Consider the following 18,288-nt stretch of genomic DNA (forward strand, 5'->3'; position numbering starts at 1 on the left):
CTTCTTTTGACTTAGACTTAGCATTAGACACCAAATCCAAGGTTCTAAATAGGATTTCATATCAAAATTTTAAAAATAGAATTGAACGATTTAAAAAATGGCTCAATGAAGAAGACTATGACCTCTATGAAGATATTTTAACTATAAATAAGAAACTTGTAATACAATATTTAAACTGTATCTGATTTATTGTTAGCTTTAACCTACTGTCCAAATTATTTCTCAAAGCTTTCAATTCCCGTCTGAAGCCATGAATGATAATCTTCTGGATTAGACATATAACCAACAGGAGGTAATAAATTTTCTTCGTTGTGATCCATCAATACATAAAACGGCTGTGAATTGGCTTTATACCTAATGGTTTGTAATTCACTCCATTTCTGACCAATATACTTTAACTGTTTACCTGGTTTTAGTTTAGACTCCGTAACTTCATTTGCTTCTAATGGGCGCTTATCATCTACATATAATGAGATTAAAACGACCTCATTTTTAAGAATGTTTAAAACTTTTGGGTTTGGCCAAACGTTTTGTTCCATATTTCGACAATTTACACATGCCCAACCTGTAAAATCAATCATAACAGGTTTGCCTATTTTTTTAGCGTAAGCTAAACCTTTATCATAATCATTAAAGGCTAAAATATCATGAGGAGCTAATAAATGTGCACCATCTGGTAAACCTTCATTAACACTTAAAACTGAAGATGTCCCCATTCTAGAATACCCAACACCGTATGACGACTCACTATATTCTAGTGGTGGAGGGAAAGCACTTATTAAATTTAATGGAGCTCCCCAAAGTCCAGGTATCATATAAATAGTAAATGATAAAACAACTAACCCTAAACTTAATCTCCCTATGGAAATATGAGGTAATGGTGAATCATGTGGCAGTTGTATTTTTCCGAATAAATAAAATGCTAAAGTTCCAAAAATTGTAATCCAAATAGCTAAAAACACTTCACGTTCTAGTAAATGAGCTTGTAAAACTAAATCGGCCTGTGATAAAAACTTGAAAGCTAATGCTAATTCTAAAAAACCTAGAAAAACTTTAACAGTGTTTAACCAACCTCCTGATTTGGGCAAAGAATTTAACCAACCCGGAAAAGCAGCAAAAAGGGCAAAGGGTAAGGCAATAGCTAATGAAAACCCAAACATACCTACCACTGGCGCTACCCCACCTTTAGAAGCTGCTTCAACTAATAAAGTTCCAACAATGGGACCTGTACAAGAAAATGATACAATAGCTAAAGCCAATGCCATAAAGAAAATACCAATAAAGCCTCCCCGATCAGCTTGTGAATCGACTTTATTAGCCCATGAATTTGGTAACATAATTTCGAATGCTCCTAAAAAAGACGCCGCAAAAATGACCAATAATAAAAAGAAAAAAATATTAAACCAAACATTAGTAGCTAGCGCATTTAACGCATCTGCACCAAAAATTCCAGTTACAGCGATACCTAATAACAAATAGATAACAATGATACAAATACCATAAGTAACCGCATTTTTTATACCTGCTGCTTTGGTTTTACTTTGTTTAGTAAAAAAACTAACTGTCATCGGAATCATAGGAAACACACATGGTGTTAACAAAGCTGCTAAACCTGATAAAAAGGCTATAAAAAATATACCCCACAACCCTTGTCCTGATTCTTCGGGGATGTTTTTTGATAGAGATTTATATGAAATAACCTGTGCCTCTTTCTCGGACATACCCCGAAGACTGAATGTTAACTCAACCTCTGTAGGCGATAAACATCGAGTATCATCACACACCATAAACTCTACAAAACCATCAATAGTCGCAACTTCTTTTTCAACCGTAATTTTTTGTTTGAACGTTGCTGTTCTTTCGAAGAATTTAATCGTCATACCAAACACAGGATCGTCTACAGTGTGCCCTACTTCTTCAGAAGTATTTCCTAAAATTTTAAAAGCCCCTTCACTATCATCATAAATAAATGTGGTAGGTATGGGACCATCTTCTGGAACTGTTTGAGCATATAAATGCCAACCCTCTTCTATGGTCGCTTTTGACACTAAAATATACTCGGTATCTGATGTTTTTTCAACAGAAGTACTCCATGTTACGGGATCTAAAATTTGCGAATAACTTATGGTAAAAGTTAATAAAACGTATAAAAAAATTAGTTTTTTCATTTATAAAATCTATCTTAAACTATTTGATATTAAAAATTAAACCTTCTTCACTTGGAGGCAAACACCTAGTATCGTCACAAACCATAAACTCTACAGTGGCATAGACACTAAATGGCATTTTTTCTTTTATTAAAATGCGTTGCTTAAATAAAGCTTTGGTTTCAAAAAATTTAATTTCCATATTAAAAACAGGATCATTTATAGTTTCTCCTATCGCTTCCTTTGTATTTCCTTTTTTTAAATAATTGGGACTACTTTTAAATGAAAACGTAGTAGGTATTGGCCCTTCTTTAGGTACATATTGTGAATATAAATGCCAGTTCGTTTCTATGTCTGCTTCGGCTACTAATTCATATTCTTTATCTGATATTTTATTTACAGATGTAGACCATGTTAAAGGTTCTAAAATCTGAGCGTTACCAATAGCAAAAACTAATAACGTTAGTAATAATGTAAGTTTTTTCATATTTCTAAATTTATATTTTATTAAAGGGTTGTTATTTATTTAACAACCCTTTGTTAATCTCTATTTGTATTAGTTTACCGACTAATTAACTCAAATAATTTCTAGATAAATAATAATAGAAAGAGATTAATATAACCTTAAGACAAAGACGTAAATACCAAATAAAAGGCTGATACGTTTTATAATTAAGTATTAAAAGACCTTTAATTAATGTAGTTATTTAAGACACTAACTGGTACCACTTCTTTTATAACCATTTGTATGTCTCGATTTGTTTTAGACCCCATTGTATAATGAGAAGAAGTAGCACTTACAACACCTATTAATTGTCCGTAACTATTAACTACAGGCCCTCCACTTGCACCTGTACCAAAATCTGCAGTTATAGATATTTTAGGCATGTTTGTACGACCATTAAGATATTCTCTAGCCACTATACCTTTAGACATAAAAAAAGTTTTTTCAAAAGGATGTCCCATCATAAACACATCTTCTCCTATTAATTCTTTTTCTGCCAACTCCAAAGGTTTTAGTTTCTTTCCTTGCATATCTAACTGCAGAACAGCTATGTCATTTAATTTACTAGCAGACAAAACCTCAGCAACAGAATACACATTACCTTTATCATCAATTGCGAAAATAGCAGATGATTTTAAATTTCCTTTCACATCAATTACATGATAATTTGTAACGATTATACCATCTTCGTTTATAACAAACCCCGACGCATTACTTAAATGCATATTGGGACATCTCGTACATAAAAAAGAATCTCCTATATATAAAGTACGCTCCTTTAAATAATTATATATTTCGTTTCCTGTTTTTATTTTAGAATCACCACTTTTATACATCGACACTTTAAATTTCACTTCAGTTTTATTTTCCTTTTGTTTTTGTAAAACCTCAAAAGGCGTATATGCATTTTCACTTAATAGTTTCTTTGCTTTTTCCATTGCGTTATTAAGGAACACCGAACTGTTTTCTGGTTTAGTAACCTTAACGGTATTACTATTCAAATGGAAATCATCATGTATATTATTAATCGATCCACAACTAACCAAGGCTAGTGCCATTAAAGCACCTGTTAAATAACTAATTCTCATAATTTATATCTTTATTTTAGGAGCTGTAATAATTATAGATCAAGTTCATTAAATAACTTGATTAACTTCTCATCTGATGGTCTTGGTGCATTTGCATCAATAATTTTACCTTGGGGATCTAATAAGATAAATCTTGGAATACCACTAATTGCATAATCCTTTATAAACTGTGAATTAAAATTATTATCAGCTAATAATTGAACTCCTCCAAGTTCTTTTTCCTCAATCATAGTTCTCCACTTATCATAATTCTTTTTTTGATCTATGGAAATACTTAAAAATTCGATGTTTTTATTATGATATTTTTTTTCTAATTTTTTTAAATATGGTATTTGTCCTAAACACGGACCACACCAAGTTGCCCAAATATCTATATAAACATATTTCCCTTTAAAATCATCTAAAGAACTAGTTCCTCCAGCATAATTTTCATAATCAATAAATTTTGGAGAAAACTTGTATTCAGAAACCTTTTTAAGGCTATGATAGATTTCATAAATTTTAGCATTGTTTTTTTCGTCTGTAGAAGCACTCATGTATGTTTCATAAAATACATCTAAACTTTCCGTCTGTGCAATAGACATACGTGCTTGAATATATATCAACTCATTTTTAATGGTTTGATTTGAAATTTTAGAATACGTTTTTATTGAAGCTAAACCACGATCTATAGAATCTGTTTTAACTAATTCTTTAACTTGACCTGTGTAATAATCACCAATTAATGTATAGTAAGCCCCTGAAAATCTATAATCTTCTTCACTATTAAAATCTATTTTTTGTAACTCTTTTTTCAGTTCTTGTGAAACCTCATCATTAATTTTATTAAATTTTTTAAAATTTGATAATTGATATACATAAGAGTAATTAATATTTCTATTTTCTAAAGCCTTAAAGTTTTCTGACACCCCTTGCATGGTATCTAAAACCTGATGGAGCGTTGTTTTAATTTTCTTTGCAGTCGTTAAAAATTTCGTCTCTTTTAGTTTAAAAAAAGAAGTTTCTCCTGTTCTTAAATTTGAAGAAATATCTCCCTTAATAGCTAGATATTTTGTAGCGCCAGCACCTTTTCCTGAAACATTAAGAGATGACTTAAAATTATCTGCATCTGCTTTAATATTAAGGTCATACCCATTTTCTAAATAAAAAACTACTTTATTTTTACCAGAAATTAATCTATAAAAACCTGACTTTATTTTCATCGTATCTTTAAAAGTACCATCAGAAGTTACAACTATCTTTTTGGTGTAGGAACGATTCGTTTTTAATAGGGTTATTTCTTTATCTTTAAGATTGTCTATTTTACCCGTTAATAAAACATAATCTAATTTAGTTTTTTTTGAGCAAGACGTAAGGCAAAAAGCCATTATCAATATAAATAATACTTTATTCATGTGCGTTTTTATTATAAGTTTTTTTATTGCTATTTGCAGAAAATTATTTGAAAATATTCAAAAACATATAGGTGTAAAAAGCTATACCTATAATATTTTATAGATATACTTTTAATGTTATTACTTAAAAAGAATCAACAGAATTTTAGTCTTTAACAACGTACTACACTGCTGTTTTATTAATATCATTAGGTGTTATAAAAAAAGGGCTGATAGTAACACAACCCTTTTTAAAACTTATTAACGTTCTCTATATGCAACACTTTTAATTTTGCCAAATCCAGAGTATGACGTTTTTAATTCTATTTGACCATTTACAGGTGGTACATCATATAATTCCATAGTCCCTTCTGAGCCATCATAACTACAAACAATTAATTGAAATCCTAATTCATCATAATCGCTATTAGAATAGAAAAAATCATTAAATTTTATCATTGTGATTTCATCGGAACCTTTATCTACCATTAATTTTGTAGTTTTTAAAGAATAATCATACTGATATACTTTTCCTCCTACAGCATAAAATAAATACCCATAGTTTGGACTCACAGCATAGCTTGTTGCTTGGTCAAAATCTGGCGCTACCACTTCAGCATAATAAGACTGAGAACTATTAGTTGCATTAAATAAAGCTAAATATTTTTTGCTGTCAATAGGGTCTTTTAACACTGCAAAAATTTGAGCACCAGCACTACTATTAAAATTATTACCTACCATATATTCCAAATCTTTACCGGTAGTATAATTAAAACGTGTACCCGTTGGCATGACTCTTGAGCTACCAAAGTTTGTTCTAATAAAACGCTTGTTGGTGTTATCGTATAAAATTGAATTTCCAAAATAAGTTCCTTTTCCTATAAAAGGTGAAGCTTCAAATAAAACACCATTAATAGAGTTTATAGGCGCACTATATTTATAACTAAAGACACTAAAATAGTAATATACATTTCCATCCTTAACGGCATATGACATTTGACTTGCTTTAGCAACTATATTATCAACTTCTAAATCTTCTGGTTGATTTGTTACAAACTCTTCAGAGATATTAAAAGAGCTATTCCATGTAAATGTATTAGGCTCTAATTTAACAGTACCATTACCTGTAGTTGAAACATAAATACCATAAAAATTAGATTCAAACGGGTAGGTATAAACAAATTTTGGAGTACCTGTCAATGTTAATTCAGAACCAACAACATTAAGAATATCATACGCTGTTCTATACTCGTTTTCAATTAAAGACACCATATCTAATCTACCAACGCCATTTACATCACTTAAAACTAACCAGCCTTCGTAAATATTATTTACTACGTTTAGTTGAAAACTATGTTGAAATTCTACCTCTGTATTTAGATCTTTAACAGTATAATAAATAGTATAATCTCCTGGTATTAGATTAATAGTGGTTTTTAAATCTTTTTCAAAAGATAAATCTACTAGTCTATTTTCTCCTGTATCTGCAGGCTGATATGCCTGCCATTTATAACTATATGTATTCTCTTCATTTTGATCTTGAGAGCTCACTAATTCAGGAACAATATTAAATTCATCAAACCTAACTACAGAATATATTTCTTCTAAACCTGCGACTTCTATTTGATTTATTCCTGTATAATTGTAATTACCCTGATCTTCAAGACAAGAACATATCAACGTGCAAGTGAAAAACACTAAAACAAGTTGTATTTTTATTTTTTTAAACATTTTATATGTATTTAAATTAAATAATAATTAATTAGGCATTAGGTCCTAAAACCATTTCTGTACCATCCTCTTCTAAAACAGGAGTCCCTGCATTTTTTTGAGCTTCTAAATAAGCTTTTAATACAGCTACATGACCATAAAAGTCTGGCCAAAAGCTCGACGTTAAAACATTATAATTTGGTAATGGAATTTCGTTAACTTCTGCAATCAAATAATATTTTTTCACAGAAAATGCACCTAAATATTTTTCTAATACAGACCATCTATCTGGCTCCGTTAACATATCTGAAATTGTTATTTCAAATTCTGAATAGCTTAAAATTCGATTAGGATTATTATCACTTAATTCTTCTCCCCACAAGTTCACTTTAAAACTCTCATTTTCTAACAATTGAATTTTTAAAGACACCTCTTCTACTTTCATATCTTCAGTTCTATTAAAAGAGACAGGTATGTAGCCAATATATTCATTTGCAGGTATCATAATATTATCTGAAATTGTATAATGAATATCTTTTTGAGCGGTAGACTCATCTAAAACTTTCACCGTTACAGACCTATCTTTAGAACTAACATATCCTTGAATTTTTACAGGAACTAATATTAAAGAATCGGTTACTTCTGTTGGCAACTCTAAAGCAAAACTAATAGCCGTACTATCTATTTTTTGGGATGCAAATTCTTTTCCATCTATGGCCCACTGAAAATAAATAACATCTTTACCATTAAAGGTTGCAATTTCTTCTTTTTCACAAGCTGAAAAAGCGAACGCTATAACACATAGCGTAATTATTGTTTTTATATATTTTTTCATAAAAAATAAAATTTTATTATTAACGATAATCTGTTTCTGATTCTGGTAACGGAACCACATATTTATTTGTATCCATAATTACATCTCCTGTAGTAGAAGAACCATCAGGAATACTTAAAGCATTCTTTCTTTTATAATAAAAGAATAATTGCCCCTCTCCGTAAAATTCTTTTTGATATTCTTTTAGAATTTCACTTTGGATATCTGCGCTTAAAGGTAAGTCTACTAAACCTCTATTATAGCGTACCGTATTTAAATAATCTATAGCTACTGCTGGATCTTCTTCTGTTTCGGCTGCGATATAATACATTTCACTAATTCTAATTAATGGTTGTCTATAACGAAACGCTTTACTATTGCTATCTACATCTGCATATTTAAAAAACGTTCTAAAAGTATGATCACCAACATCAGGTATCATCCATGTATAAATGTAACGGTAGTCATTTTGATTCCCCTCAAAAACAGTGTTTAAACGAGAGTCTTCGCTTGCTAGAATTGCATAACCATTTAAATAACTATCAAATAAATTAGCATGTTGATTATATAGGTTATTATTGTGAATAGCAAATAGTACTTCTGATGAAAATGTACGATCTGGATTTTCACCTGCCGAAATTATTTCTGAAGGACTTGTCCACTCAAACCATGTTGAAGCCTCATCAATGACTACTTTAGACGCTATTAAGGCCGCTTCTTTATTTCCTGCATATAAATGCACCCTCGCTTGTAGAACTTTGATAGCATAATAGTTTAATCTGAGATTTCTGAATCTATAAAAATCTTCACCATTGTAACCTGTAGCATCATCGTACTCTTGATTTACTGCTACTTTTCCATAGGTTCTTACAGGATCATTTTCCAATAATTGTTCGGCCACATCCAAATCTGCTAAAATTTTAGCAATTACATCTGTTGCTGGCAATAAAGCATTTAAATTAGCTTTAGCTTCTGTATTATAAGGTATCGCTTCTGCAGATGCATTAGCACTATATACAGGACCGTACAGTCTTAATAAATCAAAATGATGCATGGCTCTTAACCCCATAGCTTCTCCTTTTAAAATATCCTCTTTTTCTTGAGAAATTATAGGGCCATATGTTTCTAAACTTCCTATAAAATTATTAATGTTTAATATATTGCTATATAAGCTGGTCCATATATTATCAAAGGTATTTTTAACACCTGCATTTTCATAGTTGTAATTTCCATAATAGTGATATCTATGGCTAACATTATTAACATTATAGCGTTGCGCTAAAAGATCTACAGTACCTAATGTTAAATTGCCACCATAAGTATTACTACTTGTCATATTAGAGTAAATACCGTTTAGAGCAGTTTGTATACCATTTTCTGAGGTAAAAACATTTTCTTCTAAGTATTCATCAACAGGTTGAACATCTAAGTAATCGTTACAAGAAACCATTAAAATAAAAGCAGAGATTCCTATGATATTTTTTAAGTATTTTTTCATTATCATCATTTTTATATTAAAAAGAGGCGTTTAAACTAAACGAAATAGCACGTGCAAAAGGATAATTAATTCCTCTTTCAGTTTTCACAGAAGAAACACGAAATATTTCATTCATATAAGCATTTAATCTTAATCTGCTTAAGCCCATTTGGCTTACCCATGGTTGGTCTTTAAATTCGTATCCAAAGTTTATAGATTCTCCTACAATTACATTTTCTTCTTGAATAAAACGTGAAGAAAGTTGTGTTGAACTAAAATCTGCAATGGATTTAAATCTAGAAACATCACCTGGATTAATCCATCTATCGGTTAAAGCCCTAACGTCTTGGTTGTATATTCTACTAGATTCTGAAATGTTTTCTACTTTATTAAATAAAGCCGTATTCATTACATCGCCTCCAAAACGGTAACGTAGATTTACACCAAAAGTGAAGTTTTTTATTCTCAGGTTGCTACTAATAACACCCTCCATAGTTGGTCTTGCATTACCCATTACTTTTTCATCATCAGAATTGTATTCATAAGTTGGCATACCATCTTTAGTTAAAAACACTTCTAAACCATTTGTAGGATCTATTCCTAAAGATTGTACAGTCCATAAATCATCAGGACTATAACCATCACGATACCTAAGTAAAGACTTACTTACTAACGCCTCATCATTTAAAGATTCTAAGGTTGAATTAAAACCATTATATTCACTTTTAACAGCACTTGCAGTAGCTCCCAGTGTCCAAATTATTTGCTCGTCAATTTTATAAATTGGAGAAAATCTTACAATAGCTTCAAGTCCCTTTGTATTCATATATCCTGTATTTATAGGATATTTAACGATACCTGTTGAAGAAGGAAGATCTATACGTACAATTAATGGATCTGTTTTCTTATTATATACATTTAAAGTAGTAAACAATCTATTGTTAAAGAAAGCGCCATCTACTCCAATACTTGTTTGTAAAGTATTCTGCCATTGTAAATTAGGGTTCGCTAAAGTTGATAAATATGTTCCTTGTCCAAAAACATTTACGTCTTGTGTAAATCCGTAAATAGAAACTGAAGATAAATTTCCAAAACCTTGATTTCCTGTAGATCCAATATTTCCTCTTAACTTAAGTTGCGAAACTTTATTTGAATCCATATTAAATGCGTTATTTAAATTAACACCTGCACCAACAGCCCAGAAAGGAGAATATCTTTCATTAGAGCCAAAAACGGTTGATCCATCTAAACGATAAGTTCCATCAAAAAGTAATATTCTATCAAAGTCGTAATTAACACTCCCTAATACATTAACTCTTCTATAGTTACTATATACCGCATTGGGTTTAGAATCTGGGTAACTATAAGCAAAAGAAGGATTTCCATTGGTTCCAGAAGGATAACCAATTGCTGAGAAACTAATTCTTTTGTTATCAGTTTCCTCAATCTCCCCCCTTAAGTTAGCTGTAAAACTATGCTTATCTTTAAATAAATTAGCATAAGATATCATTGTATTCACTTTATAACTGAACATATCTGTTCGTTGATTGCTGTATGATCCTCTCTCTAAAATAGTCGTATTTCTAAAATTAGTATGTTCCGGTTGTAAAAAAGTTTCTAACGTGGTAATACCTTTATTTAACTGTAAATTTGACTGTATTCTAAATTTGCTATTTAAAGTCCAAACAGCACGTAGATTATTAGTAATCTGCAAATTACTTGTATTATCTAAAGAATTTAAAGATGCATTGTATAAAGGGTTTACATAAGCAGTTCCATAATAATCATTAATATCTAAATATTTTGTAATATTTCCATCTTCATCTGTTTTTTTAAAATAAGGATTTGCTTTTGCAAAATTTGAAAACGATCCGTAAGGAGAGTCATTAGCATCATATCCATTTATATATAAATTATTAGATATATTTATTTTACCCTTTCTATACCTTAGGTTAAAACTAGCTCCCCAGTTTTCTCTATCTGAGCCTTTCATTACACCCTCTAATTTCTTATAGTTTAAACCGACTCCAAATGTTACTGCTTCACCACCTCCACTTGCATATAAAGAATGGCCTAAAGTGGTTCCTACTCTTACTGGTTCATTTAACCAATAAGTATCTACACCTCTTTTAATTTCAGCTAAAGCTGCATTATATTGTTTGTCTAATTTAAATTGACCAGTAACATTATAAGAATCTGTATCCCAAAGTCCTGATAGTTTTTCATACTCTAACTTTTGAGTAGAATTCATTAAATTATAATCATTTAAATCTGGCATTTCTACTCTAAAATCAGCATTATAAGTTACTTGCAATTTTCCTCCAGTAGCTCTTAATGTTTCAACAACAATAACACCATTGGCTGCTTTTGCCCCATATAATGCTGTAGAAGAAGCATCTTTTAAGATTGTAATAGATGCCACTCTATTCATATCTAAATCGGTGATAACTCTTAATGTTGTTTCAAAACCATCTAAAATAAATAAAGGTTGATTTGGGTTAGCCCCAAACTCATCCCCTAAATCACTAGTAGATAAACTGGTTTTTCCACGAACCTCGATGTCTGAAAGCATATTAGGATCGGAACCTAAAAGGTTGTTTTCAACAATTATAAAAGAAGGATCTAACACTTTTAAACTTTGTAAAACGTTTGAGTTTCCAATAACTTTTAACCGCTCTCTACTTACAGTAGTTGTGGCTCCTGTAAAACTTCTTTTATCTCTTTTTACTATACCGGTGATTACCACCTCATCTAGTTCACTAATAGCTGGAGTTAATTGTACGTTTATTTCCTTATTTCCGTCAACTTTTACCTCTTTCTTTTCATAGCCTATATAATTAAAAATAAGCGTAGACCCATCCGTTGTTTTAATAGAATATTTTCCATTAAAATCTGTGGTAACTCCTTTTTTGGTTTCTTTAATTATTACTGTTACACCAGGTAAAGGCATCTTATTTTCGTCCGTTACATGCCCACTAATTATATACTCTTGTCCTTTTTTTAATATAGCATCTGCATCATTATTTTTTACTATAATAGTATTATTTTTAGCAAACTCATATATAAACTCTCCACTAGACAAGGTCAACTTTAAAAGTTCACCTACATTAATATCTCCTTTATTTAAAGATATTTTTGAGTAGTTTTCAAACAAATCTGCTCTATAAATAAAAGTATAATCTGTTTGATTTTTAATAAGTTTGAATACTTGATCAACAGAAATAACTTGATTATTTTTTATGTTGATTTTGGCGTCTTGAGAAAATCCGTTACTAGAGGAAAAACTAAAAAGTGACAACGAAAAAAGAAAAATAAATATTTTCATAATTTGTACTAAGAACCTTATTTTAAAAAATAAAGGAGGTTTGTTAATGTTTCTTTTCATAAATTTGTGTGTGTTGGTTAATGAATCAATATAAAGGGATATTACTGGCTTGAGACGTTATGTTTTATCCCTTGTTTTTTTTTATTTAATTACGATAGTATTTTTATCGATTGTATAAGTCATATTGTTTGTGTTTTTAATAATTTCTAATATATAATCTATAGGCTGGTTCTTACTTATAACACCAGTAAATCCTATCTTTTTCATTTTTTCGTTAGAGATAAGAATATCTACATTATACCATCTTTCGAGCACTTTCATTATTTCTTCTAGTGATTTATCTGTAAAACTAAACTCTCCATTACGCCAAGAAACTTGATCTTCAATTTCTACTTGGTAAATTTCGAAATCACTATCACTCTGAGGTAATTTAGATTGCTCACCAGGCTTTAGTATACTTTTATTAATACTATTACTAACAGAAACACTACCTTCTATTAAGGTGGTTAAAATCTCTGTTTCATTTCTGTATGCCTTTACATTAAACTCAGTACCTAATACTGCAATTTGTTGTTCATTGGTTTTTAAACAAAAACCATCGCCATTATGTAGAATGCTTTTAGAAACCTCAAAATATGCTTCACCATATACCAATTCTACCGCTCTCGGTTTTCCTTTGGTAAAACTTACAGGGTATTTTAATTTAGATTCTGAATTTAGCCAGACTTTTGTACCATCTGATAATTCAACAAAAAACTGACCTCCTCTAGGAATTGTTAAATAATTATAAACAACCTTCTCATCACTTATTTTTGTTTTATTATATAATAACGATTGACCATTAGTAGAAAGCTTGTTTGAATGATAATTGGTTTTTTCGTCAAGAATAATATTTGTACCATCTTCTAGTGTCAACTTCGCTTTATTTGTACCAATCTGTATATTGTTTTGAGTAACATTAATACTATTATCTCCAAACAAAATATGTTTATACAAACTTCCCAAACTGATACATGTAATTAATGATGCTGCAACTGCATATCTAAAAATATTTTTTCTATAAAAAGGAACAACTTTTATAGGTGTTTCTATTGATTCTAAAATATTGATAAGCATTTTATTCTTTATCCTACTTTCAGAACCTAATTCTTCAACCCAATCATGTGACTTTTGAAAACTTTCATAATAGTTGACAAGTTTTTTTACTTCATCAATCGAAATTTTAGAATCAAGATATTTCTCAATAAGTTCCTTAAATTCTTCATTGTATTTTTGACTGTTTTCCATAAAATATGATTAAAAAAAATAACTATGTATATCTAGTAAGTGTGTAAAAAGACACCTACCCCCTAAAAAAAAATCAATTATTTATATATTTTTATAAAAAAAATATCAAAATTTACTAAAAAAGAAGAATTATCCCCACTAAAACAAGGGTATTGATGATTAAAATGTAAAAAAAATAAAATCTAGATTTAGATTTAAATTTTAACGATTTAGAAAAATAGCTATAAATAAAGTGTGCCCTAAAGAAGTACGAAGAATACGAAGTGCGTTTGTTATATGGTTTTCAACAGTTTTAATAGAAATACCTAACTCCCCTGCTATTTCTTTATGACTTAAATGCTCATTTCTACTCAGTTCGTATACTCTTTTACATTTATCAGGTAAACTTCCAACAATAAATTTAACTTGTAGCTCGAGCTCATCATGCATCATTTTAGTTTCTGGAGTTGTATATTGAAAACGCTTATCTAATTCTTCAAACAATTCAACTCTTATAATTTTATTCTTTCTAAATTCAGCAAAAACCTTATATCTTACACAAGCATAGAGATAACTTTTTAAAGAAACCTTAATCTCTATATTTTTTTGTTTATTCCATACTTCTATAAATACATCTTGAATAATTTCTTCACAAACTTCTTTATCTTTCAATAAATTATATGAAGAAATATAAAGAACCTTCCAATAAGTATTATACAATACAGTTAAAGCTCTTTTATCTCCAGCTTTAATACCTTGTATTATATCTTCGTCAGAATTATACATGAATTTATAGTTGATTTAATGCAAAAATACATCAAATAAGCAGCCCTAAGAGGCTAAAAAAGAAAAGAAGTATCAAAACATTTAATTTTTCACAAATCAACAATTAGCAGTCCTCTTTTTCATTAAAGAGCAAAAAATAAAGTTATTTTTTATCGCTTTAGTGGAATCTAAAATTTTGCAAGAGTTTCTCAAAATTAATTTACAGTTAAGAAAAAAGCAGGTTTTTTACCTTATTGTAAAAATAACATACTATTAGGTTAAAAACAAACTAATAATTACACAATAATTATTGTAATATTGTCTTTAAGAAATTATGGTATGGCTTGAGACTATCTATAATCAGTTGTTTATTTCTTAAAACAACTACCTTAACTATACTTAATTATGCAAAAAAAACTATGGGTTAAACAACTCTTAATATTGCATGTCTTTGCAATAGCAACATCATCAATTTTCGCTCAAGACTTATTTTTCGAAAAATCAAATGGTACTTCTAATACATTTGGTGAAATTGATGCCTACCAACAATTAACCACTACTTTAAAAGAAAACATTACCATCAATGCTACTTTTAATAAAACAGAAGGTTGGGAACTTTTGGCTCTTGATGGCTCAAACTTTTATTATCAAATTACCGATGTAGCTTCTAGTAATTACGGACAAATAGATATTTGGAACAACACTTCTAAAACCAGAACAACTTACGGTACATTAAGTTCTATTTTTACAGACCCTAATAATTGGGTTTTAGGTGGAGCTGATAAAGGCACATTATACTTTAGTTCTTCTGCAGTTAATCGTGAAATTGTGTCTTGGGATGGTGTTACAAAAAACACCTTTGCACATTTACGAGATGTCGTGACGATCCCTAAATACTGGAAATTTGCTGGTTTTCATGATGGCGTCATGTATATTGAATGGAAATATGCCAGTAATTTTAACCCCTCAATAAAAACATGGGACGGCACAAGTTCTCGAGGTACTTATGATAATACCAATTATTACAGCAATTATGATGATGCTTTTCTAATTGGTGTCACTGATTTTATTTCTTCTGATAATCCTGAGATATTAACTCAATTTCACAAAGTTAAAACCCACATTTTAGGTACATCAACATTAGCCACTACAGGATTTCAATCCATAAGCAATACCATTAAAACGGATTACGCTTTATTTACAGATAATTTTGATGTTATAAAAACAGCATTAGAAATCATTGAATTGTATGAAACTAACAAAGGAGCGCTATTTACAACAGGTACAACAACTTTAGGAGGATTCTCTAGAACAGCATCTGGTTTTGATCTAGAAAATACAATTCTCTTAATTATGCAATCTGTTTTAGATTACTCATATACAGAAGCAAATATTACAGCTTATCCAGATCTATTTAACAACAAGCTTTTTTTAACATCTTCTTTTTTCCCTGGGGCAGCAGCACAACCAACCGATGCTTCAGTAAATTACACGGTTAAAATTAATGGAGAACATGTAAGAAAACCAGGTACACAAGCTAATTATGAAACAGAAGATGCTAGAAGACCTACAGGCTGTTATTTAGCTCCAGGAAGTATTGCTAAAATAACTGTTCCTTCATCATTAGTTGGTACAGGTGCTTCTATACTCGTAGGAGCTCAAACTTGGGATTTATCTAATAAATCAACCATTAAAAGGATGGATCGTGTAACAAAAAAATACGAAATAAACAGCACAACAACTACAATAGCAAACCCTTTGGGAGGGGGTATATATATTAACATCCCCTATCACAGTAGTTTTGGCATTGTTAATATAACACTAGAAAATGTAATTCGTTCTCCTTATTATGCAAATACAGTAGCTAACAAAACAAGTTTAAGCGAATGGCAAAATACAGAAAGATTACATGCTGCTCCTTGGACCGATTTTGAAACTGATAAAATAATGATTCAAGTGCCAACATCTTGGATATATGCCTTTGATGATCCTGAAACACCTTTAAACGATTGGGATATGTCTATGGATGCTATTTCTGAACTTTTAGGACGACCACTTATTAGATCTAAAACAGTAGTCTATGCACAAGTAGATGTTACACCAAGAGGAAGCGCAAATTACCCAGGCTACCCACAGTCTAACGTTGCCTACAATCCATACACAAATTATGAGGGAAATCATGACAATTACTTAATAAACGGACCAAGAGACGAAAGAGGTTATCTCATTAATGTATTTTTCCACGAACAAGGTCACGCAGAAAAAATATACAAATTTAGAGGAGAAATAGAATCTTTTGTAAATTTCTTATGGGTTCCTATTTATAACAAAAAATTTGGTATTGAATTAAATCAAGCTTTCGAAGATTCTTTTGCAGCTTATGGTCTATCTCATTCTATTGAAGAAGCCGCCATTAGTTGGATGATTACAGAAAACTTTAGAGTAGGAAATCAAATGAGTTCAGTAACAACTGAAAATCAACAAGAATTCTCATACCAACCAAGAGGTCATGCAAAATACGCCGATTTAGTAAGACTTTTTGATTGGGAAACGATAGAGACATTTTATGCTAATACAAGTAAAAGTCATGAAAATGGAACGATAGACTATTCTAGCAATGTAAATAATGTACCTGCTGATGATAGATTACTAAGAATGTCTGAAGCTGCTGGTTATGACTTACGCCCTCTCATTCATTTTTGGGGAATTCAACCAGATGACTTCAATAGTCTGGCAATTGAAATTGGAAATAGGGATTTAAAAAAATCTACCGCAATTTATGATCAATTATCTTTTTATAAAACCATAGTTCCTATAGATAATGAAACTTTCAGAAGCTTTGGATTAGAAGATTACTCTGAATCTAAAATTGAAAACAGTACTTATTATGATCATGTCTCACAATCATATTCTGCTGGATTCTTTAAAAAATGGTGGGATTATTACGGACCTACACAAGGACAATCTGCTATAGATGAAATACAGAATATTATAAATTTATACTTCCCTGGAGGTAGACCTGAAGAAGACAATAGTTCTTGTCTTGAAATCACAGCAACCTCAGTAGAAGCAAGTAATTTTACTGAAAACGCACAAAACACCTTAGATAACCTTTCTGAAACAGCATGGATATCTAAAGGAGATGGAGAATATTTATTGTATGATTTAGGAGCTATCTATGATATTTGTGATTTAGAAATAAAATTCCAGAATAAACTTACAAAATTCAATTATTTCGATGTGGAAGTTTCTAGAGACAATCAAACATATTTAGCAGTAAAACAAAATTTATCCAGTACCAAAACAGATGAAAATTATGATGCCTATTCTATTTCTAGAAAAGCGCGTTATATTAAAATTATTTGTAGGGGAAATGAATTTGATGACTGGAATGCAATTAGTGATGTAAAAATTTACTCTAAAGAAAACAACCTTTCTATCGATAATAATAATTTAGAGAATACAAGCACAATGTCTTTATTCCCCGTTCCTACTAAAAATATTTTAAAAATTAGTGGGATACCTTTAGAAAATACTAAAGTGGAAATTTATGATATAAAAGGCGCATTAATTCAAACTGAATATATGAATCCAGATTCCTTTATCGATACATCAAAATTGATTTCAGGTATGTATTTTATTAAGGTAAAATTATCTAACACTCGTATTATAAAAAAGTTTATAGTTCAATAACTATACAATCATCAAAAAAATGGGATCTAAAAAAACATCATGGGGATTGCTGTAATTGAGAGTGCTTCTCAAAACTTAAAAAAGATGATGCGTATAAATTGACTTTTCATTTTATTTTAAGGCCA

The 18,288-nt window shown here is 30.2% G+C and carries 11 protein-coding genes; 1 reads left to right on the forward strand and 10 read right to left on the reverse strand.

Features of this window, described 5'->3' with window-relative positions; translation table 11 throughout:
• Positions 1-215 precede the first annotated feature (215 nt).
• From H0I28_RS08640 to H0I28_RS08685, 10 genes are all read right to left on the reverse strand, one after another.
• Entirely contained in the window at positions 216-2,168 is a 1,953-nt protein-coding gene (locus H0I28_RS08640; RefSeq protein WP_218761400.1) for a protein-disulfide reductase DsbD, read from the reverse strand.
• A gap of 19 nt (positions 2,169-2,187) precedes the next feature.
• On the reverse strand, positions 2,188-2,634 hold the full coding sequence (locus H0I28_RS08645; protein ID WP_218754193.1) for a protein-disulfide reductase DsbD domain-containing protein: 447 nt from the start codon (positions 2,632-2,634) through the stop codon (positions 2,188-2,190).
• Positions 2,635-2,837: 203 nt separating this feature from the next.
• Positions 2,838-3,740, reverse strand: coding sequence for a serine protease (locus H0I28_RS08650; protein ID WP_218761401.1), 903 nt, complete (start codon positions 3,738-3,740; stop codon positions 2,838-2,840).
• A 32-nt stretch (positions 3,741-3,772) separates the two neighbouring features.
• Entirely contained in the window at positions 3,773-5,134 is a 1,362-nt protein-coding gene (locus H0I28_RS08655) for a redoxin family protein (RefSeq protein WP_218761402.1), read from the reverse strand.
• Between the two features lie 240 nt (positions 5,135-5,374).
• Positions 5,375-6,844 (reverse strand): PKD-like family lipoprotein, encoded by a 1,470-nt coding sequence (locus H0I28_RS08660; RefSeq protein WP_218761403.1) that lies wholly within the window; start codon positions 6,842-6,844, stop codon positions 5,375-5,377.
• A gap of 31 nt (positions 6,845-6,875) precedes the next feature.
• Positions 6,876-7,658, reverse strand: a complete 783-nt coding sequence (locus H0I28_RS08665; protein WP_218754197.1) for a DUF4843 domain-containing protein — start codon at positions 7,656-7,658, stop codon at positions 6,876-6,878.
• Between the two features lie 19 nt (positions 7,659-7,677).
• Entirely contained in the window at positions 7,678-9,135 is a 1,458-nt protein-coding gene (locus tag H0I28_RS08670) for a RagB/SusD family nutrient uptake outer membrane protein (RefSeq protein WP_218761404.1), read from the reverse strand.
• Positions 9,136-9,151: 16 nt separating this feature from the next.
• Positions 9,152-12,439, reverse strand: a complete 3,288-nt coding sequence (locus H0I28_RS08675; RefSeq protein WP_218761405.1) for a SusC/RagA family TonB-linked outer membrane protein — start codon at positions 12,437-12,439, stop codon at positions 9,152-9,154.
• Positions 12,440-12,580: 141 nt separating this feature from the next.
• Positions 12,581-13,726 carry a FecR family protein gene (locus H0I28_RS08680; protein ID WP_218754200.1) on the reverse strand — a complete coding sequence of 382 codons (1,146 nt, stop codon included), beginning with the start codon at positions 13,724-13,726 and terminating at the stop codon, positions 12,581-12,583.
• A 201-nt stretch (positions 13,727-13,927) separates the two neighbouring features.
• Complete coding sequence (locus tag H0I28_RS08685) at positions 13,928-14,491, reverse strand: RNA polymerase sigma-70 factor (RefSeq protein WP_218731124.1); 564 nt, start codon at positions 14,489-14,491, stop codon at positions 13,928-13,930.
• 384 nt (positions 14,492-14,875) lie between these two features.
• Between H0I28_RS08685 and H0I28_RS08690 the strand changes: the two genes are divergently transcribed.
• The gene (locus H0I28_RS08690) at positions 14,876-18,163 is read left to right on the forward strand and encodes a M60 family peptidase N-terminal accessory domain-containing protein (protein WP_218761406.1); all 3,288 of its coding nucleotides are present in this window, start codon (positions 14,876-14,878) and stop codon (positions 18,161-18,163) included.
• Positions 18,164-18,288 lie beyond the last annotated feature (125 nt).

It is taken from the genome of Polaribacter sp. AHE13PA (assembly GCF_019278505.1).
Taxonomy (GTDB): Bacteria; Bacteroidota; Bacteroidia; order Flavobacteriales; family Flavobacteriaceae; genus Polaribacter.

Bases quoted from the DNA above. Each gene is read 5' to 3' on its own strand.
- H0I28_RS08640 (WP_218761400.1), bottom strand. From the start codon at position 2,168: ATGAAAAAACTAATTTTTTTATACGTTTTATTAACTTTTACCATAAGT.
- H0I28_RS08645 (WP_218754193.1), bottom strand. From the start codon at position 2,634: ATGAAAAAACTTACATTATTACTAACGTTATTAGTTTTTGCTATTGGT.
- H0I28_RS08650 (WP_218761401.1), bottom strand. From the start codon at position 3,740: ATGAGAATTAGTTATTTAACAGGTGCTTTAATGGCACTAGCCTTGGTT.
- H0I28_RS08655 (WP_218761402.1), bottom strand. From the start codon at position 5,134: ATGAATAAAGTATTATTTATATTGATAATGGCTTTTTGCCTTACGTCT.
- H0I28_RS08660 (WP_218761403.1), bottom strand. From the start codon at position 6,844: ATGTTTAAAAAAATAAAAATACAACTTGTTTTAGTGTTTTTCACTTGC.
- H0I28_RS08665 (WP_218754197.1), bottom strand. From the start codon at position 7,658: ATGAAAAAATATATAAAAACAATAATTACGCTATGTGTTATAGCGTTC.
- H0I28_RS08670 (WP_218761404.1), bottom strand. From the start codon at position 9,135: ATGAAAAAATACTTAAAAAATATCATAGGAATCTCTGCTTTTATTTTA.
- H0I28_RS08675 (WP_218761405.1), bottom strand. From the start codon at position 12,439: ATGAAAATATTTATTTTTCTTTTTTCGTTGTCACTTTTTAGTTTTTCC.
- H0I28_RS08680 (WP_218754200.1), bottom strand. From the start codon at position 13,726: ATGGAAAACAGTCAAAAATACAATGAAGAATTTAAGGAACTTATTGAG.
- H0I28_RS08685 (WP_218731124.1), bottom strand. From the start codon at position 14,491: ATGTATAATTCTGACGAAGATATAATACAAGGTATTAAAGCTGGAGAT.
- H0I28_RS08690 (WP_218761406.1), top strand. From the start codon at position 14,876: ATGCAAAAAAAACTATGGGTTAAACAACTCTTAATATTGCATGTCTTT.